This is a genomic window from Lysinibacillus sp. FSL L8-0312 (genome assembly GCF_038003285.1).
GTDB classification, from domain to species: domain Bacteria; phylum Bacillota; class Bacilli; order Bacillales_A; family Planococcaceae; genus Lysinibacillus; species Lysinibacillus fusiformis_D.
Map to the genome: position 1 here is coordinate 3,765,374 of NZ_JBBOOV010000001.1, position 24,272 is coordinate 3,789,645.

Below are 24,272 nucleotides of genomic sequence, written 5' to 3' on the forward strand. Positions count from 1 at the left end.
TGGCAAGGTGAGGAGGTGATTTCCGTTCCGCCAGCGTCCTTTCTAGGGAGACGTCACTCTAATCAACCGTACTACAAAAGTGTCTTTTTTTGTCTTACATACTAGTAGTAGTGAATAAAATAGCCCATGATTTCTATTTTTAAAGAAAGGATAGCCTCTTAATTTTCAATGTGGAGAAGTGATTGATTTCAACAACCATCATCTTCGTTTGATTTGTGAAAGCTTTGCTAAATTTTGTTGAACGGAAAATCTTTCCCACCTCTCATCTTTCATAAAAATGCCATTGTTTTTCAACACTTTGCTATCTCTACATATTAGGTATAGCATTTGCTTTGTATATTTTTAAGTTGCTGTGAATATTAGATCAATAGAAATTTACAATAAATAGGCATATGGCGAAAAAAGGTTGTTAGTATCTATAGAAAAAAGTTAATAAGTATGCTAGTCCTAGATTTATGGCATATAATAGAACTATCACAAAATGGAGGTGCTATCCAAATGACATATGCAAACGCTAAATTACAAGAAGAGAAGGTATTTAAAGACCCTGTTCACCGATATGTACATGTTCGCGATCAAGTGATATGGGATTTAGTGGGTACAAGAGAATTTCAGCGTTTACGCAGAGTTCGTCAGCTAGGTACCACATTTTTAGTATTTCATGGGGCGGAACACAGCCGCTTTAGTCATTCACTTGGTGTTTACGAAATTGTACGCCGCATAGTAGATGATATCTTCGTCGGTCGTCCCGATTGGGATGAAGGGGAAAGACTATTAGTATTATGTGCAGCCCTTTTGCATGATTTAGGGCACGGTCCATTTTCACATGCCTTTGAAAATGTCTTCGAGCTGGATCATGAATACTATACAAGGCAAATTTTATTAGGGGATACAGAGGTAAATGCTGTTTTAAGAAAAGTAGCAGATGATTTTCCAGAAAAGGTCTCGCAAGTGATTGAAAAGACATATCCGAATAAGCAAGTCATCAGTTTAATTTCCAGCCAAATTGATGCGGATCGTATGGATTACTTACAACGTGATGCTTATTTTACAGGTGTCAGCTATGGTCACTTTGATATGGAGCGGATTTTAAGAGTAATGCGTCCACGTAAAAACCAAGTGGTTATTAAAGCAACAGGCATGCATGCAGTGGAAGATTATATTATGAGCCGCTATCAAATGTACTTGCAAATTTATTTCCACCCTGTGTCACGGAGTGCGGAAGTTATTTTAAATAATATTTTAAAAAGAGTTAAACAATTAAGCCAAGAAGGTTATACATTTAAGCATGAACCTACTCACTTCTTAGCATTTTTTCGCAATGCTATTACATTAGAGGATTATCTTGCTTTAGATGAGAGTATACTTTTTACATATTTTCAGCTATGGATGCAAGAGGGTGATGCTATTCTAAGTGATTTAAGTCGTCGCTTTGTTAATCGTAAGCTATTCCAATACATTGATTTAGATCCCGGTGTTGAGCTAGATAAATATCAAAAACTACAAGAGCTTTTCAAGCAAGCAGACCTGAATCCAGATTATTATCTTGTTCATGATACAACGGCAGATTTGCCCTATGATTTTTATAGACCTGGGGAGGAAGAGGTGCGTGTGCCGATTTTTCTAGAAATGAAAAATGGCGAGCTACGAGAGCTTTCGCGTGAATCCATCATCGTTGATTCCATTTCAGGTCGTATGAAACGAGACCATAAAATCTATTTTCCATTAGATTTCTTAGAGGATGACTCTATTCACTCAACTATTAAAAAACAAATCTTAACACTGTTAAGAGAAGACAGCAAATAAAATAAGAATAAACAAAGCAGTAAACACGTTCAAATAAGAGCGTTGTTTACTGCTTTTTTGTATGTATACATGATTTGTTTAGAATTTGTTCAGGACCCCTAGTTATAATGGAACAAAAATCCTAAAGGGGGGTGAGGCCAATTATTGTAGGTGTCACAAAAGTAGTGCTTATAAAATAAAAAGTGAAAAAGGCTATAATTTGTTAATTCTTATGACCTATGTTAGCATACAATTTGGCTTTTATTCACAAGAGTGACAAGTTAATTTTAGGAAAGAGGGAGCAACTGATTGTTTGTAGCACGCCTTTCCTAAACAGTGAAAGGAAGCTATCGTCATAGCAAACAATTCAAGCTCTCTATCTATTAGAAAAGAGGAGAGACATGAGGAAAAAAATGAACATTGCTATGCTGACCATGTTGTTAGTGTTCCAAACACTACTAAGTCCACTGTCAGCATTTGCAGCAGATGACCTTTCAACACCACCAGTCGCAAATGACAATGGTGCGGAGGCCGGAATGGCAGAAAACCTATCTACGCCTGTCGACGATGGCACAGATTTGACAGAAGACAACACAGGTGAAGAAGACCTTTCTACAACTCCATCGGAAAATGAAAACACGGAGCAAGCTCCTGAGGGCGAGGCTCCTGAAGAAGAAAAAGCAGCAGATGAGCCTGTGAAAACATTGCCAATGAATGAGGCACCATTAGCGGCTCAAGAAATTCCAGCTTCACTATCATCATTTGTGATGAAAATTGGTGGAACAACGGTTGGAGCAGGTGAATTTGGTACAGAGCTAGATCCAAATACAACAGCTAACTTCACTGTTAAATTTTCCGTACCAATGCAAGATAGTCAAGGCGAAGCATGGGGAGACGGGAGCTGGTTTGAATTCCAACTGCCGCAATCATTAATTGACTTTGATGGGGCATTTACAGGAAGCAGAACAGTGAACGGTATCACATATAATTATGTAACTACAGATAATAAAGTACGTGTAGAGTTAAGCGGTATGGAACCAGGCTCAGGCAGCTCTCAACCGGAGGAATTAAGCATTACATTTAATTCTGGATTTAACCTCCTTTCTGATAACATTGAGCAAGAGCTGGAAATTCCAGCAGCCACTGGTGGTAGTGAGATAATTAAAGCTCAATTTAGTTTTTTACCTTCAACGAGCAACAAAAAGGTAAGTAAGTCAAAACTAGGCACTCCTACACCAACAGCAAGTGGTAACCATGAAATGGAATGGCAAGTATGGGTTAATGAAGCGGGTAAATCATTAAGCAATCCAACTTTGACAGACGATCCAACATCACATGAAATTATGGCTAATTCCGTGAATGTATATCAATATGTGGTTGGTCTTAATGGTGTAAGAACAAGTACTGAAACAAATGTTCTTACAAATGGTAGTTGGAGCGATATTGAAAGTAAGTTGACTGGTAAATATGCATATAAAATTACGTACAAAACGTCTGTAACATTAGATGCTGATAAACGTGATGGTGCAGTTAACTTTCATAACAAGGTACTATTTACTAACAATGGGCAACTAGAAACTTCTAATACGGCTACTCACACCATTACGTATGGTAAAGCACTAGATAAAAAGCTAGTGAGCAATACAAACTATGAAACAAAATGGCGTATTGATTATAATCATAATCTGTTAAGTATCGATCAAGCTGATGCCTATATTGAAGATACAATCCAAGGTCCTCACGAAATTGATGCATCAAGCATTAAAGTATATAAAATGAATGATGCGGCTGGCAATGTGGCGACAACAGTTTCGGAAGCTAATAGAGTAACAAGTGGATTTACTATTACTCCTACTCCTGCAACTGGAGATGTTAAAAGTTTCACATTAACCTTTGATAACGGTATTTCAGATGCCTATACAATAGTGTATGATGCGAACTATACTAAACAGGATTTTTATGAAAATGAAGCAGGTCTGTTTAACAATAGTGTGACAAGTGGTTCAGGTAAAGAGAAGAATATAGACTATGCACTTACAGAAAACTTATTAAAAAAATCATATACAGTTGATTTTGATAAAAAAGTAATTACATGGACGGTCGACATTATATCTGATAATCCAACTAAACCAATTAACAACCTAAAACTAACAGATACATTTACAGCAGGTGCTGCAGATGGGGTGCATGAGTTAATAGATAACACTGTAAAGCTTAATGGTATAGCAACTACTTATACTCTAATTGATGGAGATAAGAAAAAAGGCTTTACAATTTCAGGTATTAATGTACCAGCAGGTAGTACATCAACTATCACTTATCAAACGAGCTTCGCAATTGGTGATGAGGGTACTGTACAAAAGCAAGGGTATGGCAATACAGCTGCTACAGAGTGGACTAGTGGCGGTAAAACATATAAAAAGTCATCTTCAACGAGTTATATCCCACAGTCAACTACTGTTAACAATGGCAGCAAATCGGGAACCTTTAACTACTCCACGCAGCGATTTACATGGGATGTGAAAGTGAATATCAATAAAAAGGATATTAATGGAGCCGTTTTAATTGATACAGTTGGTGAGGGACATAAGTATTTACCGGGAACAATTGAAGTATTACCTTTAACTGACTTAGGTGGTAGTGATACAGGTGGAACGATTGGTACTACACCGATTAACTCGAGTAATTACACAATCTCGGCTGAATCAGATAAAGGCTTTACATTAAAATTCAGTGATTCCTTAGCAGGAGACATAAACTACCAAGCATACGTTGTTCGTTATAACACAATGGATGACGATCACATTTTAGGTATTGGTTCTGATACGGCTACTGATAGAGGGAATGTTTACACGAATGATGCCACATTTAAAACAAAAGGTACGCAAGAATTTACGCTTGAATCAAAGCCAGTAACGATTGACGAGGATGTAGCGAATAATTTAGTGACAAAAAATACACCACAACAAAACGCGAATACAGAAACAATTACTTGGACATTAGATGTGAATAGATCTCATTCTAATTTAGGTCAAAATGTCATCTTAACAGATTTACCAGGTAATAATTTAATGTTATTGGAAAGTAGTATTCTATTAACACCATATACAGTATCTAAAACTGGTATTCAAAAAGGAACTACTTGGCAAACACCTTCGCAATTAGGGGTAACGGTCACATTCGATACACAAGGTGGCTTTAGCCTCGAATTTCCTGATTTAAATCAAAAGGGGTATCAAGTACAGTATAAAACAATAGGCTTTGGTCAATTTGGGGATGCATTGGAAAATACAGCAACATTGCATTATACGGGTCAAACAAAAGCTAATCAAAAAACAGAGAGCGACTATAAGGATAAATTTAGCTTTAGTAGCTCTGAATCAGATTTTACGTCAACACGAGGCAGTGCTAAATTTAAAAAGATTGGTATCGATTCAGCTACAGGCCAATTTAAAGAAAATTTAGCTGGTGTTGAATTCCAACTTATTAAAAAAACTGCAAAACCGAATGAATATATTATCCAAACAGCTACTACAGATGTAAATGGTGAATTCACATTTGAAAATGTACCGTACAACGATTATCTTATTCGTGAAGTAGCTGCACCAACTGGTTATAGTAAAATGTCTGACTTTAAATTTAAGTTAGATGAAAACACGACACTAGATAAGCAACCAGACTTCATTACACAACTTGTCAATACAACACCAATCATTGGTGGTAGTTGTACACAATTTGAAATAGCGATTAAGGATGTTGATGGTCATTCCATTACAACAGGCACAGTTACATTAAAGGATCACAATGGTATAGAAACAGCGCCGTACACAGTAACAAATGGCAAAGTGACATTACCGAATCATTTTACTGCTGGTGAGTATACAGTAATTCATTCAGTTGAAGGTGAATTAGGGAAGGTAACAGTGAAATATGACGGCGGATGTAAAGCTGAGGTTCAACCAGTACCAAAATGTGAAAACTACACAATTGTTGTGAAAGATGATCAAGGTAATATTCGTACTAATATTTTAGAATTAACATTAAAGCAAGGTACTACAGTAGTGACAAAGGTATCTCCTGACGCATCAGGTAAGTTTATTGTTGAATCCAATCAAAACGATCCTACTAATGGTGTAAAACCTGGTGAATATACATTGTATGAGGGTAATCAATTCTTAGGTACAGTCACACTAACGTACAAGAAAAGCTGCGATTATGAATTTACAATTATACAAGCACCGAAGTGCGAAACATTCGAATTAACGGTCAAAGATGTTGATGGAGAATTAGTAGCAGATAAAACGGAAGTAACAATTAAAGATATAGATGGCAAGACGATAGCTACTGAGGAAACAAAAGACGGTAAAGTAGAATTAAAAGATTTAGAACCAGGTGTTTACGTAGTATTTGATAAGGATGGCAATAAAATTGGCGATTTCGCAAGTAATATTCATTGTCAAGCAACGGTTCAACCAAAACCGGCTTGCGAGCGCTTTACTGTAGCATTGAAAGATGAAAATAATGTGTTGGTTAAGGCTGGTAAAGATGTTGTCATTAAAGATAAACAAGGTAACATTATTTCAACAGTGATAGAAGCAGATGGTAGTATTACATTTATTTCTGAAGATGTACTTGCAGGAAAGTATGAGGTTTACGACAACAAAGTTTATTTAGGCGAAATTGAAGTTTCTTATAAACAAACTTGTAAAGCTGAATTACCTATTGCTCCAGCTTGTCCAAACTTCACATTAACAATTAACAATATGTATGGTCAGCCACGTGAAGGTGTGAAAGTTACGTTTACAGATGAAAATGGTAAAGCGGTAGAAGAGAATGGGTTAATAGAATTTGTTACAGATAGCAAAGGGCAAATTAAGATTAACCACTCATTGATCAAACCAGGTAAATATATAGTTAGGGAGAATGGTAATACCATTATTGGGACAGTTACAGTAGGTAATACATGTGAGGCTAAAATACAGCCGACACCACCTACAACAGATCCAGGACAACCAGTAGAGCCAAACAATCCAAACCCAGATCCAACTAAACCAGTAGATCCAAATAACCCAAACCCAGATCCAACTAAACCGGTAGATCCAAATAACCCAAACCCAGATCCAACTAAACCGGTAGATCCAAATAATCCAAATCCAGATCCAACTAAACCGGTAGATCCAAATAAGCCGAACACAGATTCAAATAAACCAGTGGATCCAAGTAAGCCAACGACAGATCCTAACAAACCAACGACCCCTGATAATGGTGGTACATCAGTACAAAATGTGATTGATCAAGGGAAGCAATTACCACCATATCATCCATCTAACGCTACAAAAGATACGTTAGATGCCTATAAAGATTTCCTTAATAGATATAGTAAGCTATCTAAAGACCAACAGGCAGAGGTAGCCCAAGCGATTGATATTAATCAAATCAAGGCAGACACAGCACGCTTAGAAGCGCTGCTAAGAGCACAAGGTAAATTACCACAAACAGATGGAGCAAATCAAACAGCTCTTGTCTTTGTTGGTTTACTACTTGTAGCTGGGGCAGTATGGTTTATGCGCCGCCGTGAAACAGAGGTATAATAAGAAAAAGCGTCATCCTTTTTAGGATGGCGCTTTTTCATGTTGTTGAAAAAAGGTAATGTCAACGGCATAATAAGCAATTTTGTAAGGCGAGGGGTTGATTTCCGTTCCGCCAGCGTCCTTTCCAGGGGGCGTCCGATGAGCCGCTTCACTCACTGCGTTCGCTCCAGGGTCTCCTCTGTGACGCTAAATCCCCTAGGAGTGACGCTGGCTCCACTCCAATCAATCATTCTGCAAAAGTGTCTTTTCCTGAACAAAATAGCCCATTATTTATATTATAAGAGAGGATAGCCTCTTACTTTCAATGTGGAGAAGCGATGTGTGACAACACCCCTCCATAAAAGAGTAGTGAATACCTTCACTTTTTTGCTAAAAAGTGAACATTTTTATGGATTGGAGTGGAAGGCTACTTGACTCCCGTGGGAATAGCGAGACAGGCGAGCCTCTAAACGGAGCGGTAGCAGAGGAAGCGGCTCGGCGCTCGCCCACAGGAAAGCAAGTAGCCTGCAACGGAAATCCTTTTTCACCTTTCACATAAATTCTATGGATGGTTTTGTTTTTCAACACTATGAAAAAGCGTCATCCTTTTTAGGATGGCGCTTTTTGCGTATTGCTTGCATCAAAAGGTTCCTTTGGCATTTTCTAACGAGTAGCTTTGAACAAAATCTGCTTGTAATGCCAGTCGTTTAGAACCTTTTTCTGCACATGTAATCAATGTTAGTGTAGTTTGATTGGGAATATCGTCAATGATATAAACATCAGTTGCAGCAATGATTTTTTTCGTTGTTAATTTATACTCATAGACATCTTTCATATCCGTGATATAGATGATATCGCCAATTTGTGCTTGATAGAGTGGGCTGAATAAAATATCTTTTTCCTCAAAGTAGTGACCAGCCAATGCATAGTTCCCTTGACCGAGCTGTTGGTTGGGTTTCATCGTACCTGCTCCAATAGCAAGTACAGAATGGCCAACACCTTTTAAAATTGGTAGCTGCATATGTACACTTGGAACAGCAATACTGCCGATAACAGGCATATTACTAGCTTTTACTTGTGCTTGGAGTACCTCAGCGATAGATAATGATTGAACGGCTTCAAACTCAAAATCAGCTGCTGCTTTTTTGTTTTTTTCAATGTCTTTAACGCTGTAGTCAGTTGTATTTAATTGGTCACTCAAATGAGCGATAATAGCATGTTGAATCGGATTAATAAATATTAATAATAGGCCAAAAAGTAACACGCAAACGAGCAAGGTCAGTCTAAATTTATTCATTTTGTATAACACATCCTAGTTATTGAAATAACGGAACGATGATTGTCAGTTTAAAAATGGGTAGAGCTAAGATGCTCTACCCATCTTCATCTTATTTATCACTAAAACGAACGCCTGCAACCCCATAATGGTTTTTTGACATTTCTTCGATAAAAACTGTTACATTTTCTGCAGGTGCATTAACTGTACGCGAAACGGCCTCTGTTACTTCCTTTACAAGGGCGCGTTTTTGCTCCTCTGTACGACCTTCAAGCATTTTCACTGTTACGTATGGCATAATATTGCCTCCTTTATAGAATAATGTTGTATAGTTAGTTTATAAGAAAGTATAAACTTCTTACTTGCGTTGAGGCATAAGTGCGCGTTAGAAATAGTGTGTTATACGACAAAATATACGCGATATGCTTTCCTTTATAATAGCAGAATGGAGGATATTTAAGTATGGCAAATGAAGAAAAACCAAAACAAAAAATGGGTTTTACCATTATAAAAAACGATCCAACAGATGGACATAAAGGGTTTGGAATTGGTTCACTTTCATTAGAGAATGTATCGCCTGTTATGATTGATGTAGAAGAGGGGACAGCTACTGTTGAAATTGGTGCCATGCATGCACGAAGTGATGTTGAGCGAGGTATTAAATTTACGATGGACCGTGCTGATTCAGAAGGTGGGAAATCCTATTGGTTAGTGTGGGTGACGGTAGACCATAAAGAAGATGGACCCTATTATGCGGGTGTAACAGCTTGTGAAATGGTCGTTAACCGTGAAAAGAGACGTGGCTATAAAATTCTAGCTGACCATGTGAACAAAATGGATAAATCCATGAAGCGTCAGATTATTGTAGAGCATATGGATGCACCATCTAAAAAAGTGTTGGCTACTTTCCTAGAGCAACTTAATCCAGATTTGTGGGGACGTAGTGATGAGCAACTGCGTCAAGACTTATTTGTCGAATAGACCAATAATGATTGAACAATCTGTGACATTTTGCGATCGCTTTCGATATTAGGTTGAAAGTGGGTTTGAAACAAAGTACACTTGATGCAGAGCTTACATTTTAGTAAGCTAGGACACTTGGTATCGCGAATATGATGAGCGCTATGCGGCATTTGAATAACCCAAACCCAAGCCAAATGCCCCATGATGCTCATACTTCGCGTACCATAAAAAAGAAAAGCTTTCTGTTCCCACGGACACGTCTCCGGGGAAGAGAAAGCTTTTCTTATTTATTCGTCTATTAGTTACTTTGTCGAGAGCCTTCATAACATAGAACGAGAGCTGTTCAAAAAGGTTTCCGCATTATTGTTTATTTTTATCATCACCTTTAAAAAGTGAGAATGGCAGCATGTTCCAAAATTCTCCCCATGTATCACTGTCGAGAATATCGAAGTTTGTACATTTTTCAGTTGGTACATCCTTAGCTTCTACATAAACAAGACGTTGTTTTGGACAAGCATCAGTAGCGAGTTTACCTGTTTCGATATCAATGACAACGCCCTCTACACCTTTAGGTTTTTTGAAATCCTCATTTTTCGTTCCTTTGTTGACGCTCTCCATAAAGTCAATCCAAATTTGCTTAGTGGCAGCAGTATCTTCCTTCGTTGTAAGGTTTTTACCCTGATCATAGCCGTTCCACACACCAGCAGTTAGACTTGGTGTAAAACCAATTAGCCATTGGTCACTGTTGGTAGAACCTGATTTAGCCGCATAGGTGTGTGTCATGCGGGAACGAATACTAATGCCTGTAGCAGGAGAATAATCACTGAAAACCGGGTCAAAAATACCTGTCATCATCTCAGTTAAAATGTATGCATTTTCTTTTGAAATGGCTGTTTCCGCCTTGCTTGAAACATCTTTATTTTCATAAATAACGTCTCCATGAGCATTTTTTATGGACACAATGGTTGTTGGAATGGTTTGCTGTCCCTGAGATGCTAAAATATTATAAGCATTCGTCATCTCATATAATGTCGTTTCAATTGTACCGAGTGCGATAGATAAATTATCTTTAGCACCAATCCCTACACTAAAACGGTTTGCCATATCATGAAATTCCTTGAAGCCAATGTCCTCTAACGTTTTTACGGCGTAAATATTGTCTGAGATCGCAATCGCTTGAGCCATCGTCATATCATGATCTGCAAACTGACCATTGACATTTTTAGGTGCATAAGTGCCACGTCCATTATCATAAGTAAAGGTTGTCTCACCAACATCTAAAAATGTAAGCGGTGTGTAACCATTTTCTAGTGCCGCTGCATATAAAATCGGCTTAATAGTAGAGCCTGGTTGACGTTTAGCCTGTGTGACACGGTTAAATGAACTTACTGAATAGTCACGACCTCCAACTAATGCAGTGACAGCACCTGATTTCGATTCCATACTAACGAATGCTGTTTGAAGATCATTGGCAGGCATGTTTTTTACTACTGCTTCTTCAGCGGCTTTCTGGTGTTCCAGATTAAGCGTTGTTTGAATTGTCCAGCCACCTTCGCTAATATCGAGATTTTTTGACTTTAAAATTTCGCTAGCCTCTTGCCATGCCACATCAAGGAAATAAGGGGCGACAGATTTTGTGGCAACCCAGCTATCATTTTTTAAGACAAGCTGTTCATTTTCAGCTCGTGTTTTTTCTTCTTGTGTAATGGCACCTTGATCCGCCATTAGTTTTAAAATTACGTTTTGGCGATTCGTAGCCTTTTCTAAATTGGCAATAGGTGAATAGATACTTGGTCCCTTTGGTACGCCTGTTAGCATTGCAGCTTCCGCAAGTGTTAAATCAGCGGCAGATTTACCGAAGTAAAATCTACTTGCTGCTTCTACTCCATACATGCCGTGTCCATAGTATACCGTATTTAAATAGCCCTCTAATATTTCGTCCTTGTCATAAAAAACTTCTAATCTATAAGCATACAGGGCTTCATTTAATTTACGTGTCCAAGATTTTTCATGGGAAAGATAAAGATTACGTGCATATTGTTGCGTAATGGTACTAGCCCCTTGGACTTTTCCGCCCGCCTTAATATCCACTAAAATGGCACCAGCAATACGTGAATAATCAAAACCACCATGTTTATAAAAATCTTTATCCTCAACAGCAACTACTGCTTCTTTTAAATAAGGTGACATCTCATCAAGACCAACCCAATAACGTCGTTGATTTGTAAAGTGATCTCCAATTTGGTTCTCATTTTCATCTAAGAAGATGGAAGCTTTCGGTACGGTTAAAGGCGGTGCACCAGCCACTTGAACATAGATGCGTAGAGCGACAAATGCTACGACAATTGCAGATGCAAAGGCGACAAAAAGAGTAAGGGATTTCCGTGTGCGCTTTACACGCTTTTGCTTTCGATGATAGCTTTTTCGTTTCATCCGACTTCACCTCGTTTTCTTACAACTTCTAATTTTAGCTTTAGTATGTGTTTGAACACTCATCTTTAATCGAAATTCTAACTAAAAACTATTGCACTTTATTCAAAAACATCTATACTTTTTTTGTACTACTTGAAATGCGAGCATTCGACAGAAAAATCACACCTTGTAGATTTTAATCGAAATTTGCTAGATGTTCCAATAATGTATACGAGGACGAAAGGATACAGGTTTCATTACAATCCTGTAAGCCATAATAGAAGAAGTTGAAGAGAATTGATAATCAATACAATTTGTTAATGATACGGAGGGCAAGCAATGAGATTTGATGAAGCTTATTCAGGAAATGTTTTTATAAAAAGTCATCCTACCTATGAGGATGCACAAGCCGTTATTTATGGCATGCCAATGGACTGGACAGTAAGTTATCGTCCAGGATCACGTTTCGGTCCACAGCGTATCCGTGAGGTATCGATCGGTCTTGAAGAGTATAGCCCATATCTAGATCGCGAGCTTGAGGAAGTAAAGTACTTTGATGCTGGTGATATTCCACTACCTTTCGGGAATGCACAGCGCTCATTAGATGAAATCGAAAAATTTATTGAAACATTATTAGCAGATGGCAAGATTCCTGTCGGTATGGGTGGGGAGCATTTAGTGTCTTGGCCAGTTATGAAGGCTGTCTCTGCTAAATATGATGATCTTGCCATCATTCATTTTGATGCACATACCGATTTACGTGTGGAATATGAGGGAGAACCACTTTCTCACTCAACACCAATTCGTAAAATTGCGGAACATATTGGGCCGAAAAATGTTTATTCTTTTGGCATTCGTTCAGGCATGAAAGAAGAATTTGAATGGGCAAAGGAAAACGGCATGCACATTGCAAAATTTGAAGTGCTTGAGCCGTTAAAAGAGGTTTTACCAACATTAGCTGGGCGCAATGTGTATGTAACGATTGATATTGACGTTTTAGATCCAGCACACGCTCCAGGCACTGGTACAGTAGATTGTGGTGGTATTACATCAAAAGAATTACTAGCTTCCATCCACGCGATAGCAGCTAGTGGTGTAAATGTTGTAGGCTTTGATCTAGTAGAAGTCGCACCTATCTATGATTCATCAGAAATGACGGCAAACACAGCTTCTAAATTATTACGAGAAATGATTTTAGGCTGGGTAAAATAAGTAAGGCATTGAAAACAGATTGATTGGATGGGGTTAGCTATAGGCTTGCCCCATTTTGTATTTTCTATTGAAATGAAGAATAGCTATACGTCATAAATTTGAAACTTATTTTACGTAGTTGCGTAGATAAGTTAAGTAATAGTTTCTATTTTATAGAAGAGAGAAAAATTGATGAAACAACTGTCATCTATTGGTCAGTAGAATGTATGGTTCTTTAATTTAATTAGTGATAGGAAGGAGGAGTATTATGATTTGGTCACTTCTCATCAATGATTTATTCATTATTGTCAGTACAATGGAATACTTTTGGCTATTAGCTTCTTTGGTTTTAACTGTGCTAAGTGTTCATTTGCATCTGTATCTGGTTAATAAAATAACAATTCAAGAAGTAAAGGACGAAGCGTTTGAAGTTGACTATAATATCACGAATACTTGGACTCCACCTATGCTAACGTGGTTTGTTCTATGTATTAGGACGTCTGAAAACAGTGAGGAAGAAAGTGTATCTCCTAGTTTCATGTAAACTTTTAAACTAGGAGGAATATCATTGTTAACCTTTTTAGCACAACCGATTATTTACTTCATTCATTTCATCCATTCATTTACAGGTAGCTATGCAGTGAGTGTCATTGGCATTACGATTGCAGTAAGATTAATTCTAATGCCGCTATTTATTCAATCTGCAAAACATCAAAAGCGCTCGAAAGAACTAATGTCAGCCATTAAGCCTGAACTAGATGCGCTTACCACTAAATATAAGAACAGTCAAAATGAATCTGAAAAAATAATAGTACAACAAAAAATGCAAGCATTAACGTCAGATTCATTGAAAAGTTCTTTATTAGGCTGTTTACCTATTATTGTTCAATTGCCTGTATTATTTTCACTGTATTACGCGATTAAGTTAGATACCGTCATCGCAAGTGAAAATTTCCTATGGATGAATTTAGGTACGATAGATATTGGCATTTCGATCATTGCTTGTTTGATTTATTTGATGCAAAGTGTTTTCTCCTTAGAGAAAAGCCAACCATTTAATATGAAGATTATGGTGTTCATTAATCCAATCATGATCCTCATTTTTAGTTTGTTCAATCCAGCGATTATCCCTATCTATTGGACAGTTAGTGCTATATTATTAATAGTTCAACAATTAATCATTAAAAAATGGTATAGATAAAATGAAACTCCTCTCTTTCGATTATGTAAAGAGAGGAGTTTTTATTTATTCTCCATCTATATTTGTGAGATGCTTTACATGACTTCTATCTTGAAAAAACAGGAGTATTCATCCTATAATAAAAAGGTTATAGTAAAAGACTAAAAGGGAGCGTCCATTATGGCGAACGAAATAAGATCGCAAGTGAACATTAAGCTCATTTCTACAATTCGTCCAAGTGATGGAGAGTCCGAAAGTTATGAAATGTGGCTCAAAGGGCAGCTACTTGAAAAAGCAGGAAGCTTATATTTGAAATATGATGAGGTGCAGGAGGATAAAACTATCCGCACAACAATGAAGTTAGGACATGAGAAAGCGCTAATTATGCGTGCTGGCTCGGTCAATATGCGCTTACCACTTAACATAATTGAGCAACAAAAAGGGCATTATGAGAGTGAGTTTGGTTCCATGCCACTCATTATTGACACGAAAAAAATGACCTTTACGAAACAGGCATTAAGCGGAGATTTCCATGTACAGTACGATTTACTAATGGGTGGGCAATCCGTTGGCAACTATACATTAGATATTACATTTACGGAGGTACAATGATGAACGCAGTAGAACAAGTACAACAGGCTATAAAAGCAGCAATAGCTCAGGCTGTTGAAAAGGCAGGCTTAGTTGAGGCTGGTACAGAATTATCGATTCACTTGGAATCACCAAAGGATAAAGCGAATGGGGACTATGCAACAAACATTGCAATGCAATTAACGAAATTAGCTAAAAAACCACCTCGTGCTATTGCGGAAGCCATTTTAGAAAATCTTGAAACAGCAGGTACAGATATTGAAAAGATCGACATTGCTGGTCCTGGCTTCATGAATATCACAGTACGTAAAGATTTCCTAACTGGGGTAATTACACAGGCTCTTGAACAAGGTACTGACTACGGCCGTTCAAATGCTGGTGCTGGGGAAAAGATTCAAGTGGAGTTTGTTTCAGCAAACCCTACAGGGGACCTTCATCTAGGACATGCACGTGGAGCTTCTGTTGGAGATTCATTATGTAATGTATTAGATCTGGCTGGTTACAGCGTCTCTCGTGAATATTATATTAATGATGCGGGCAATCAAATTAATAACCTAGCTTACTCATTAGAAGCACGCTATAAACAAGCACTAGGTATGGAAGCGGAGATGCCAGAAGACGGCTATCATGGGCAAGATATTATTGATATTGCGGGTAAATTAGCGGAGGAGCATGGTGAAACTATTTTAGCAAAATCAGAGGATGAACGTTTTGCATTCTTCCGTCAACACGGTTTAGCCTTAGAATTAGATAAATTAAAAACAGACTTAGCAAACTTCCGCGTGAACTTTGATGTCTGGTATTCTGAAACGTCTCTATATGAAAACGGTAAAATCGAAGTAGCGTTAGATAAATTAAAAGCAAATGGTCATGTCTTTGAAGAAGATGGTGCTACTTGGTTCCGCTCTACAACATTTGGTGATGATAAAGACCGTGTGTTAATTAAAAATGATGGTTCGTTCACATACTTAACGCCAGATATTGCTTACCACGAAGACAAAATTGTCCGTGGTTTCGATAAATTAATCAATATTTGGGGAGCTGACCACCACGGTTATATTCCACGTATGAAAGCAGCTATTCAGGCCCTTGGCTATGATCGTGATACATTAGAAGTAGAAGTTATTCAAATGGTTCAGCTTTATAAAAACGGTGAAAAATTCAAAATGTCTAAACGGACAGGGAACGCGGTAACAATGCGTGAGCTTGTAGAAGAGGTTGGCCTTGATGCAGTACGATACTTCTTCGTGAAAACTGCAGGCGATTCTCATATGGACTTTGACCTTGATCTTGCTGTATCACAATCTAATGAAAACCCAGTGTACTATGCACAATATGCACATGCTCGTATTTCATCTATTTTACGCTCAGCAAATGAGCAAGGATTTGCTGCAGCAACAGATCATCTTAATCTGTTAACAGCAGAAAAAGAAATTGATTTACTGAAAAAGATTGGCGATTTCCCGAGAGTGGTAGCAGAAGCGGCGAAACACCGTACACCACACCGAATCGCTAACTATATTCAAGAGACAGCAGCAACATTCCATAGCTTTTACAATGCAGAAAAAGTATTGGATGCTTCCAACAAGGAGTTAACAGAGGCTCGTTTAGCATTAATTACAGCTGTACGCACAACAATTGCTAATGCACTACGTTTAATCGGCGTATCTGCACCAGAAAAAATGTAATACTTTTTAAGCCCCTAACATGATGAATGTTAGGGGTTTTTTAGTGGCTAGAAGGCCAAAAATGGGCGATAACATTCTAAAAGTGGTTGATAAAACAGTAAATGTGAAAGATAAAAAGGCACAAGGAACGGATAGCACTAAAAATTAGCTGTTTCAAACTTAATTTTTCTGTTAATTTCGAAAATTTTGTTGAAGTTTACGTCAACGTCAATGATATACTGTTGACAATAAGGAAAGGGGAGATGGTTTTGAAGACGATTCAGGAGGTAGCAAAGGAATTCAATGTATCTACTCGTACAATTCGTTATTATGAAGAACTTGGTCTTCTTCGTCCCGATCGCTCATCTACCAATCAACGAACCTTTTCAAAAAAAGAATTGGCGAAGCTCAAGCTTATTTTCAGAGGCAAGCGTTACGGGTTCTCACTAGAGGAAATCAAAGAGATGGTTTTACTTTTTGATTTTGATCGCTCAGGTATTCAGCAATTAGAGCGGACAGTAGAGTATGGAGAACAAAAAATTCAAGAGATTGAGAGTAAAATTGCTGAGCTGACGCAAATGAAACAGGAATTACAGCAAATGCAAGGCATGTTTAGTGAAAAATTAGCTACTTTAAAGGGAGAGATGCATGATGAATAGTTCCAGTTTGTTAGCACGAAATGCCCGTAAGTATCCAAAAAATGAAGCCATTATTTGTCATGGCAGAAGAGTGACCTATCGTGATTTAGATGAACAAGTAACACGTTTTAGTCATGCTTTGCTAGAGCAAGGAGTAAGTCAGGATGATAAGGTTTTAATCTTTATGCCGAACGTTTTAGAGTTTGTTGTAAGCTATTTTGCTATTCAGCGTATCGGGGCAATCGTTGTTCCAGTCAATGCGAAATTTACATTGCAGGAAGTAGAGTATGTGGCACAGCATGCCGAAGCGAAGGCGATTGTTGTTCATGAGGCGATTTTTGCCGCAGTTGAACAGCTAGCCGCTGTACCATTAAAAATTAAAACCGGCCAAGAAAAAGCAGGTTGGCAGCATTACGAAACAATGCTTCAAAATGCGAGCACACAAACAATTGATTGCCAGCTACAAGAAGATGACCCTTCGACTATTTTGTATACATCTGGTACGACAGGAAAACCAAAGGGTGTGTTATTTAGCTACCGTAATATTTTAACAGTGGCACAAATGATTGCTGTTGAAATGGAAGTGAAACCTGAAAGCCGTATATTGCTCATGATGCCATTAACTCATTCAGCACCATTGCATTTATTTTTAATGGCGGGCGTATTTGTAGGGTCAACAAGCGTATTAACACCAACCTTTACACCAGACCTTTTTATCGATGCCATTGAGCAGGAAAAAACGACGCATTTCTTTGGAGCGCCTGTTGCTTATTTATTAACGGCTCAGATGCCGAGGCTACAAACGGCTGATTTGTCTTCCATGAAGTGGTGGGTATATGGTGGAGCACCATTATCTCAAAATGAGGTTCGCTTCATTCAACAGGCATTCCGAACAACTAATTTAACCTGTGTTTATGGATTAACAGAGGCGGGTCCGAGTGGCTCACTGTTATTTGGCAAGGAGCATGAAACGAAGGCTGGGAGTATTGGCCAACGGGCGCCACTTGGCACAGAGCTTCGTATTGTCAATGACAATGGAGAAGATGTAAATGTGGGCGAAGTAGGAGAAATTGTCTTATTTGGTGAGGGTAATATGCTTGGCTACTTCAAGGATGAAATAGCAACCAAGGCTGCTTACATTGATGGGTGGTTAAAAACAGGAGATCTGGCTCGGATGGATGAGGACGGCTTTATTTGGATTGTGGATCGTAAAAAAGATGTCATTATTTCAGGTGGTGTCAATATTTATCCGAAGGAAATTGAAGATTGTCTATTAAGCTTTGAAGGGATATTTGAAGTTGCTGTCATTGGTATACCACATCCGCAATGGGGGGAAACCGTGAAGGCTGTATATGCTACGAAACAAGACATAGATGAGGATGCATTGAAAGCTTATTTAGAGGAACGGCTTGCGAAGTATAAACTACCACGTATTTTCGAAAAAGTGGAAGCGCTACCACGCAATGCTTCAGGCAAAATTTTAAAACAATCCTTGAAAGGACAAGAGGTGAGATAGCATGAAGGTTTTACAGCAGGAAGAAATGCGTGCAACAAACTTTTTTACAGAGGAAGAAACGCTTCAAAAAGTGTTAGAAATGATGTTAGATAAAGAGTTTTTGTCTTATGCACACAGAGAACTGACAGATTTCGGTGAGTTATGTGCAGGTGATATTGACGTAAGGGCAAAACATACTGATCGGCAGGGAGAGCCCCGCCTTGAACGGTATAATGCTTATGGAGAAGAGGTATCAGAGGTTTGGGTGAATGACGGTTACAAAAAAACAATTGAAGAGACATATAATACGGGAATTGTTGGCTACGTGCACAAAGAAATTCCACAGTTAGGTCACAAAGGGAATTATGTCTATAGCTTTGCACAAGGTTATTTACTATCTCATGCAGAGCCCGGTTTTTATTGTCCCGTGACTTTGACGATGGCTACGGCTTATCTATTAGATCATTATGCTGATGAGGATGTAAAGCAGCGTTTCTTGCCACATGTTTGTGCAACAGGAGAGACGGAGCTATACGAAGGGGCAACATTTTTAACAGAACGTCAAGGAGGGTCAGACGTTGGGGCGAATGTTGTGGAGGCCAGAAAAGTAGGCAATGAGTACCGTCTCTATGGAGAAAAATACTTCGCATCCAATGCAGGTATGTGTGGCGTAGCAATGGTGTTGGCACGTTTAGAAGGCGCACAAGCAGGCTCTAAAGGGTTAACGTTATTTGCAGTTCCATGGAATAATGAAGATGGTACGGCTAATCATCTTCGTATTCGTCGATTGAAAGATAAATTAGGCGTTCGAGCAGTCCCATCGGGCGAGGTAGAGTTTGATGGTGCCCTTGCTTATATTGTAGGGGAACAAAATAAAGGGATTTATTACATGCTAGAAGCACTAAATCTTTCGAGAATTTGTAATGCAGTCGCATCGATTGGTATTATGCGTCGAGGCTTTTTAGAGGCAAAGCATTATGTGACCAATCGATATGCATTTGGCAAGCCCTTAACACAATACCCAATGATCCAGGATACATTAGGGAAGTTTGCTGCTAAGCTGCATGTGGAAGTAGCGACAGTATTTGATCTTATTCAATTATACGATAAAGTGACAAGTGGGCAGGGAACACAACAAGATCTCATTATGAATCGTTTATATATTGCCATTATGAAAAAGGAAACGGCAGAGCAAGCCGTTCATTATGCTAGTGAAGCGATTGAATTACATGGTGGTAATGGCTATATTGAAGACTTTGTGACACCACGCTTACTAAGGGATGCACAAGTATTGACGGTATGGGAGGGAACGGCAAATATTTTGGCTTTAGAACTTATTCGTTTAGTGGATAAATTCCATGCACATGAACTGTTTGTCCGTGAAATGGAGACAAGGCTAGAGAAGCTAGCGGATAGTCCACTAGTGCAAATTGTGGAAGAGCAGTTGGTAAATCTTGCGGCTACATTACAAATTTTTAGCGCTTTAGATGAAGCAACTAAAACTTTTGAAGCAAAAGGTATAGCGAAAAAGATGGCCCATCTTTATGAAAGTGTTGTAGCGGTGGAATGGGCACTAAAATTTGGCGGGAAGTACGAAAAGCTAGCGGATATCTATTTAGAGCAAACGTGGTCATTGCGACAAATAGGTGCACAAATGAAAACCGTACAATATTTTTCTGAAATTGTATAATTGCCAAGGAGTCGTCTGGAATGGAGGCGACTTCTTTTATTTTCATGTATAATGAAATCAACTGAATATTATAAAGGTTCTTTACTTAAGTAAAGTGAAAAGGGAAGTCGGTGTAATTCCGATGCGGTCCCGCCACTGTAAGTGTGAGTTTTTTCAAATAATGCCACTGAAGATTTCGGGAAGGCTTGAAAAACGCAATAAGCACGAGCCAGGAGACCTGCCTTTATAGTATAGACATGACAGCCTACGAGGATAGGGTGGTGGATTTTGTATCAGTTTTTTGGTGCGATTTTGACCCCTCATCATTCGAAGATGAGGGGTCTTATTTTGATGGAGAAAATATTTCTAACCAATTGACGCACGGATCAACAAAGGAGGATTCACATGAAGAAATATTGGAAAATAGGATTATCAGCATTTTTAGCAGTAGGTTTGTTAGCAGCATGTGGGCAAGAAGCCAAAAATGACAAGCCAGTAGCTACGGAGCAGCAAACACAGCAAGAGACTCCACAGGTGGATGAAGCAACATTCCCAATGACCATAACAGATGCCATTGGCAAGGATATTACACTTGAAGCACCGCCTGAAAAAATTGTTTCTCTTATTCCAAGTAACACAGAGATATTATTTGAACTTGGTTTAAATGATGAAATAGTTGGGGTGACAGACAATGATGATTATCCACCAGAAGTCGCTGAAAAGGAGAAAGTTGGGGGCATGGAGTACAATATTGAAAAAATTATTGCCTTAAAGCCAGATATCGTGTTTTCGCATGAATCTAGCATGTCCCTTTCAGAAGCGGCAATTGAACAGCTTGAGTCAGCAGGTTTGAAAGTATTTGTCGTAAAAAATGCACAAGACTTTAATGAAACTTACACAACGATTGAGCTGCTTGGTCGTGCAACAGGGAAATTACCAGAGGCTGAAAAAATCGTTGCTAATATGAAGGAAAAAGTGGAAGATGTTCTGACAAAAGTAAAGGATGTCGAACCCAAAAAAGTGCTAGTCGAAGCATCGGATGAACCTACTATTTATACGGCGGGTAATGGCACATTTATGAATGCTATGCTGGACATGATTCATGCAGAAAACGTAGCGGCAGATGCGAAGGATTGGTATGAAATTAGTTCAGAACAAATTATTGCGAAAAACCCAGATGTCATCGTTGTGACATATCATTATGTACCAGATATTTTAACAAAAATACCACAACGTGCTGGTTTCGATACTGTTAATGCCGTGAAAAATAAGGCAATCGTTCAAGTAGATGAAAGCACAACAAGTCGTCAAGGTCCCCGTTTAGGAGAAGGTCTTGAAGAATTAGCAAAAGCTATTTATCCAGAGGTATTTAAGTGAAAAAAATAGCACTAGCCTATGTACTAACATGTACGCTTCTTGTCATTAGTATCTGGTGTGGCGTAGCGATAGGCTCAGTTCATATTCCGTTAGAAGTTTTATGGAATCAAGCAGTTGATGAAACGGCTGCTAATATCTTTTGGAAAATCCGTCTGCCACGCGTGTTGTTAGCTGGACTAGTGGGAGCTTCTTTGGCCATTGCTGGAGCAGCTTTCCAAGGGTTGTTAAAAAACCCATTGGCAGATCCATATACATTAGGCGTCTCGTCGGGGGCATCTGTTGGTGCTGTTATTACGATCTTTTTTAGTATATCTATACCGGTCGTAGGCTTGTATGCCCTACCCACTTTTAGTATGATAGGCGCAATCATCACGATGGTAGTGGTCATGAGCTTCGCTAGAATGGTAGACCGTTCATTGAAGATGGAAACGTTAATTTTAACAGGTGTTATTTTTAGCTCATTTCTAGGTTCTCTCATTTCATTAATGATCGCTTTATCTGGAGAAGAGCTACGCCAAGTAATTGGCTGGTTACTAGGTTCTGTGTCAATGCGTGGATGGCCATATGTCCAAATGATCACGCCATTTGTTATTGTTGGTTCCATTATGCTTTGGACGCAAAGACGAGAGCTAAATGTTTTGTTATATGGTGAAGAGCGCGCGAAGCATTTAGGTGTCAATGTGAAACGTAGTAAGTATTTGATTTTAGCGGGTGGCTCCATGTTAACAGGAGCTGCTGTAGCGGTTTCTGGCACAATTGGCTTTGTAGGATTAGTTGTACCGCATATGACAAGGATGATTTGGGGTTCTGACCACCGCCATTTATTGCCATTATCGTTTTTCAATGGCGCAACTTTACTCATTGTTTGCGATTTAGTAGCACGAACAATTATTGTGCCAAGAGAGCTACCTATTGGTGTTATTACGGCGTTTATTGGTGCACCTGTTTTCTCCTATATTTTTTATAAGCAACGAAGAAGTAAGGGGGTACGGGCATGATTATTGTCGAACATCTATCAGGTGGTTATGAAGATGTACCAATCGTCAAGGACATTAGTTTTACTGTGGAAAAAGGGAAAATTCTTGGTATTCTGGGACCGAATGGTAGCGGGAAATCCACATTATTAAAGGTAATGAGTGGGATATTACCAGCTACTGCTGGAACAATCACAATTGATGGACAAAATATCCTTTCTTATAATGCCCGTGCTTTGGCGCAAAAGATGGCTGTACTACCACAGCTTCATGCAAATGCTTTCTCAAACAGTGTAAGGGAGGCCATTTCACTAGGGCGCTACCCCCATCAAACAGGTTTTTTCTCAAGTTGGTCTGAACAGGATGAACAGGCTGTTCAGCATGCCATGCTGCAAACAGGTGTGAAACGCTATGAGCACACCCCGTTAGAATTTTTATCGGGTGGTGAACAACAAAGAGTATTTGTTGCCCAGGCATTAGCGCAAACAGCAGAAATTCTACTGCTGGATGAGCCAACCAATCATCTAGACATTGCACATCAACGGCAAATCTTAGATATGGTCAGGAAGGAAGCTGTGGAGTGTGGTTTAACGGTCGTTATGGTACTACATGATATGAATTTAGCCTCTCTCTATTGTGATGAATTATTGCTTATGGAGGGTGGGCAAATGAGAGCACTTGGAGTACCGCATGAAGTATTAATAGCCTCCCAAATTGAAGAAGTTTATCAAGCACGAGTGGCTACATATGCCCATCCCGAAATACCAAAACCTCAAATTACAATGATGCCCGCAACAACTGATTACCAGCAGCGAGCTGTCATCAAAAAAGAACATTTCATGATAACGGAACACTATATTCAACTTCAATCAGAGATTCCGTTAAAAACAGTGTCCTCTGCTGTTCATAACCCAGGTATTGGCTGGCATAATTGCTTGTTAAACCGCTCTGTACCTGGTGATTATGTGATAAGTGATGTAAAAAGAGAAGTTAGTGATTTTTTGCAAAGAGAGAATTTTTCCCCAACAAGTACTGTTGTGATGCTGACAGCAGTGCCAACAGCTCTTGTTGCCATCAATGAATTTTCAGCGCCTTTTGGCAGTATGATAGTAGCTGTAACAGCTGGTGTGGGCAATGCGGTTGATGTATCACGTGTACACGAAAGACAGGATGATCCATATATTGGTACTATCAATACATGGATCATAATCAATGGCTGTTTATCGGAGGAGGCATTTTTCCAGGCACTGATGACAGCTACAGAGGCGAAAACAAAAGCTTTGCAATCAGAAGATATTCGTGACGAGCGTAGTGGAACTATTGCTACAGGAACTGCTACAGATAGTCTGTTAATTGCAGCAACTCAAAAAGGGGAAGAAATGCTGTATGGTGGCCCGATTACGGAAGTTGGTAAAATGATTGCCAAGGGTGTTTATGAAACAACAGTTCAGGCCATCAGAAATTATAAAAATCAGTTTTAGGAG

Annotated in this window: 18 protein-coding genes and 1 riboswitch; of the genes, 15 read left to right on the top strand and 3 right to left on the bottom strand. The window is 38.8% G+C overall.

What is annotated here, in order from left to right; all coding sequences use genetic code 11:
• Positions 1 to 498: 498 nt before the first annotated feature.
• The 3 genes from MHI22_RS18995 (at position 499) to MHI22_RS19005 (ending at position 7,914) form a co-directional block, all read left to right on the top strand.
• Positions 499 to 1,806, top strand: a complete 1,308-nt coding sequence (locus MHI22_RS18995) for an HD domain-containing protein (protein ID WP_080717019.1) — start codon at positions 499 to 501, stop codon at positions 1,804 to 1,806.
• 380 nt (positions 1,807 to 2,186) lie between these two features.
• Positions 2,187 to 7,376 (top strand): collagen binding domain-containing protein, encoded by a 5,190-nt coding sequence (locus tag MHI22_RS19000; RefSeq protein WP_340812540.1) that lies wholly within the window; start codon positions 2,187 to 2,189, stop codon positions 7,374 to 7,376.
• Positions 7,377 to 7,764: 388 nt separating this feature from the next.
• A complete protein-coding gene (locus MHI22_RS19005; RefSeq protein ID WP_157492955.1) occupies positions 7,765 to 7,914 on the top strand; it encodes a hypothetical protein in 150 nt (49 codons plus the stop codon).
• 81 nt (positions 7,915 to 7,995) lie between these two features.
• Here MHI22_RS19005 and MHI22_RS19010 read toward each other — a convergent pair whose 3' ends face one another.
• Both MHI22_RS19010 and MHI22_RS19015 read right to left on the bottom strand, forming a co-directional pair.
• Positions 7,996 to 8,652: a class A sortase gene (locus MHI22_RS19010; RefSeq protein WP_036121527.1), complete on the bottom strand. Its 657-nt coding sequence runs from the start codon at positions 8,650 to 8,652 to the stop codon at positions 7,996 to 7,998.
• Between the two features lie 91 nt (positions 8,653 to 8,743).
• Positions 8,744 to 8,929: a 2-hydroxymuconate tautomerase gene (locus tag MHI22_RS19015; protein WP_004231516.1), complete on the bottom strand. Its 186-nt coding sequence runs from the start codon at positions 8,927 to 8,929 to the stop codon at positions 8,744 to 8,746.
• 164 nt (positions 8,930 to 9,093) lie between these two features.
• Here MHI22_RS19015 and MHI22_RS19020 point away from each other — a divergent pair, with 164 nt between their 5' ends.
• A complete protein-coding gene (locus tag MHI22_RS19020) occupies positions 9,094 to 9,612 on the top strand; it encodes a YwhD family protein (RefSeq protein ID WP_036121521.1) in 519 nt (172 codons plus the stop codon).
• Between the two features lie 342 nt (positions 9,613 to 9,954).
• Here the strand turns inward: MHI22_RS19020 and MHI22_RS19025 are convergent, their stop codons facing one another.
• The gene (locus MHI22_RS19025) at positions 9,955 to 12,027 is read right to left on the bottom strand and encodes a transglycosylase domain-containing protein (RefSeq protein ID WP_271912331.1); all 2,073 of its coding nucleotides are present in this window, start codon (positions 12,025 to 12,027) and stop codon (positions 9,955 to 9,957) included.
• 318 nt (positions 12,028 to 12,345) lie between these two features.
• Between MHI22_RS19025 and speB the strand changes: the two genes are divergently transcribed.
• The 11 genes from speB (at position 12,346) to MHI22_RS19080 (ending at position 24,269) form a co-directional block, all read left to right on the top strand.
• Positions 12,346 to 13,218 carry an agmatinase gene (gene speB / locus MHI22_RS19030; protein WP_340812541.1) on the top strand — a complete coding sequence of 291 codons (873 nt, stop codon included), beginning with the start codon at positions 12,346 to 12,348 and terminating at the stop codon, positions 13,216 to 13,218.
• Positions 13,219 to 13,465: 247 nt separating this feature from the next.
• Positions 13,466 to 13,741: a hypothetical protein gene (locus tag MHI22_RS19035; RefSeq protein WP_036121509.1), complete on the top strand. Its 276-nt coding sequence runs from the start codon at positions 13,466 to 13,468 to the stop codon at positions 13,739 to 13,741.
• A gap of 24 nt (positions 13,742 to 13,765) precedes the next feature.
• Positions 13,766 to 14,398, top strand: coding sequence for a YidC/Oxa1 family membrane protein insertase (locus MHI22_RS19040; protein ID WP_036121506.1), 633 nt, complete (start codon positions 13,766 to 13,768; stop codon positions 14,396 to 14,398).
• A gap of 159 nt (positions 14,399 to 14,557) precedes the next feature.
• Positions 14,558 to 14,989 carry a DUF1934 domain-containing protein gene (locus tag MHI22_RS19045; protein WP_036121502.1) on the top strand — a complete coding sequence of 144 codons (432 nt, stop codon included), beginning with the start codon at positions 14,558 to 14,560 and terminating at the stop codon, positions 14,987 to 14,989.
• Positions 14,989 to 16,656 carry an arginine--tRNA ligase gene (gene argS / locus MHI22_RS19050; protein WP_036121500.1) on the top strand — a complete coding sequence of 556 codons (1,668 nt, stop codon included), beginning with the start codon at positions 14,989 to 14,991 and terminating at the stop codon, positions 16,654 to 16,656. The genes MHI22_RS19045 and argS overlap by 1 nt, the downstream gene beginning before the upstream one ends.
• Positions 16,657 to 16,904: 248 nt before the next feature.
• Complete coding sequence (locus MHI22_RS19055) at positions 16,905 to 17,294, top strand: MerR family transcriptional regulator (RefSeq protein WP_036121497.1); 390 nt, start codon at positions 16,905 to 16,907, stop codon at positions 17,292 to 17,294.
• Positions 17,287 to 18,789, top strand: a complete 1,503-nt coding sequence (locus MHI22_RS19060; RefSeq protein WP_036121494.1) for a class I adenylate-forming enzyme family protein — start codon at positions 17,287 to 17,289, stop codon at positions 18,787 to 18,789. The genes MHI22_RS19055 and MHI22_RS19060 overlap by 8 nt, the downstream gene beginning before the upstream one ends.
• 1 nt (position 18,790) lies before the next feature.
• Complete coding sequence (locus MHI22_RS19065) at positions 18,791 to 20,458, top strand: acyl-CoA dehydrogenase family protein (protein ID WP_340812542.1); 1,668 nt, start codon at positions 18,791 to 18,793, stop codon at positions 20,456 to 20,458.
• 57 nt (positions 20,459 to 20,515) lie between these two features.
• Positions 20,516 to 20,697, top strand: a riboswitch (cobalamin riboswitch).
• Between the two features lie 145 nt (positions 20,698 to 20,842).
• Positions 20,843 to 21,814, top strand: coding sequence for an ABC transporter substrate-binding protein (locus MHI22_RS19070; protein WP_036121480.1), 972 nt, complete (start codon positions 20,843 to 20,845; stop codon positions 21,812 to 21,814).
• Entirely contained in the window at positions 21,811 to 22,812 is a 1,002-nt protein-coding gene (locus MHI22_RS19075; protein WP_058844294.1) for a FecCD family ABC transporter permease, read from the top strand. Before MHI22_RS19070 ends, MHI22_RS19075 begins: the two co-directional genes overlap by 4 nt.
• On the top strand, positions 22,809 to 24,269 hold the full coding sequence (locus MHI22_RS19080) for an adenosylcobinamide amidohydrolase (protein WP_036121471.1): 1,461 nt from the start codon (positions 22,809 to 22,811) through the stop codon (positions 24,267 to 24,269). Before MHI22_RS19075 ends, MHI22_RS19080 begins: the two co-directional genes overlap by 4 nt.
• The last annotated feature ends 3 nt before the right edge of the window (positions 24,270 to 24,272 follow it).

Bases quoted from the DNA above. Each gene is read 5' to 3' on its own strand.
- speB (WP_340812541.1), top strand. From the start codon at position 12,346: ATGAGATTTGATGAAGCTTATTCAGGAAATGTTTTTATAAAAAGTCAT.
- MHI22_RS19070 (WP_036121480.1), top strand. From the start codon at position 20,843: ATGAAGAAATATTGGAAAATAGGATTATCAGCATTTTTAGCAGTAGGT.
- MHI22_RS19065 (WP_340812542.1), top strand. From the start codon at position 18,791: ATGAAGGTTTTACAGCAGGAAGAAATGCGTGCAACAAACTTTTTTACA.
- MHI22_RS19045 (WP_036121502.1), top strand. From the start codon at position 14,558: ATGGCGAACGAAATAAGATCGCAAGTGAACATTAAGCTCATTTCTACA.
- MHI22_RS19025 (WP_271912331.1), bottom strand. From the start codon at position 12,027: ATGAAACGAAAAAGCTATCATCGAAAGCAAAAGCGTGTAAAGCGCACA.
- MHI22_RS19005 (WP_157492955.1), top strand. From the start codon at position 7,765: ATGGATTGGAGTGGAAGGCTACTTGACTCCCGTGGGAATAGCGAGACA.
- MHI22_RS18995 (WP_080717019.1), top strand. From the start codon at position 499: ATGACATATGCAAACGCTAAATTACAAGAAGAGAAGGTATTTAAAGAC.
- MHI22_RS19010 (WP_036121527.1), bottom strand. From the start codon at position 8,652: ATGAATAAATTTAGACTGACCTTGCTCGTTTGCGTGTTACTTTTTGGC.
- MHI22_RS19035 (WP_036121509.1), top strand. From the start codon at position 13,466: ATGATTTGGTCACTTCTCATCAATGATTTATTCATTATTGTCAGTACA.
- MHI22_RS19060 (WP_036121494.1), top strand. From the start codon at position 17,287: ATGAATAGTTCCAGTTTGTTAGCACGAAATGCCCGTAAGTATCCAAAA.
- MHI22_RS19080 (WP_036121471.1), top strand. From the start codon at position 22,809: ATGATTATTGTCGAACATCTATCAGGTGGTTATGAAGATGTACCAATC.
- MHI22_RS19015 (WP_004231516.1), bottom strand. From the start codon at position 8,929: ATGCCATACGTAACAGTGAAAATGCTTGAAGGTCGTACAGAGGAGCAA.
- argS (WP_036121500.1), top strand. From the start codon at position 14,989: ATGAACGCAGTAGAACAAGTACAACAGGCTATAAAAGCAGCAATAGCT.
- MHI22_RS19000 (WP_340812540.1), top strand. From the start codon at position 2,187: ATGAGGAAAAAAATGAACATTGCTATGCTGACCATGTTGTTAGTGTTC.
- MHI22_RS19020 (WP_036121521.1), top strand. From the start codon at position 9,094: ATGGCAAATGAAGAAAAACCAAAACAAAAAATGGGTTTTACCATTATA.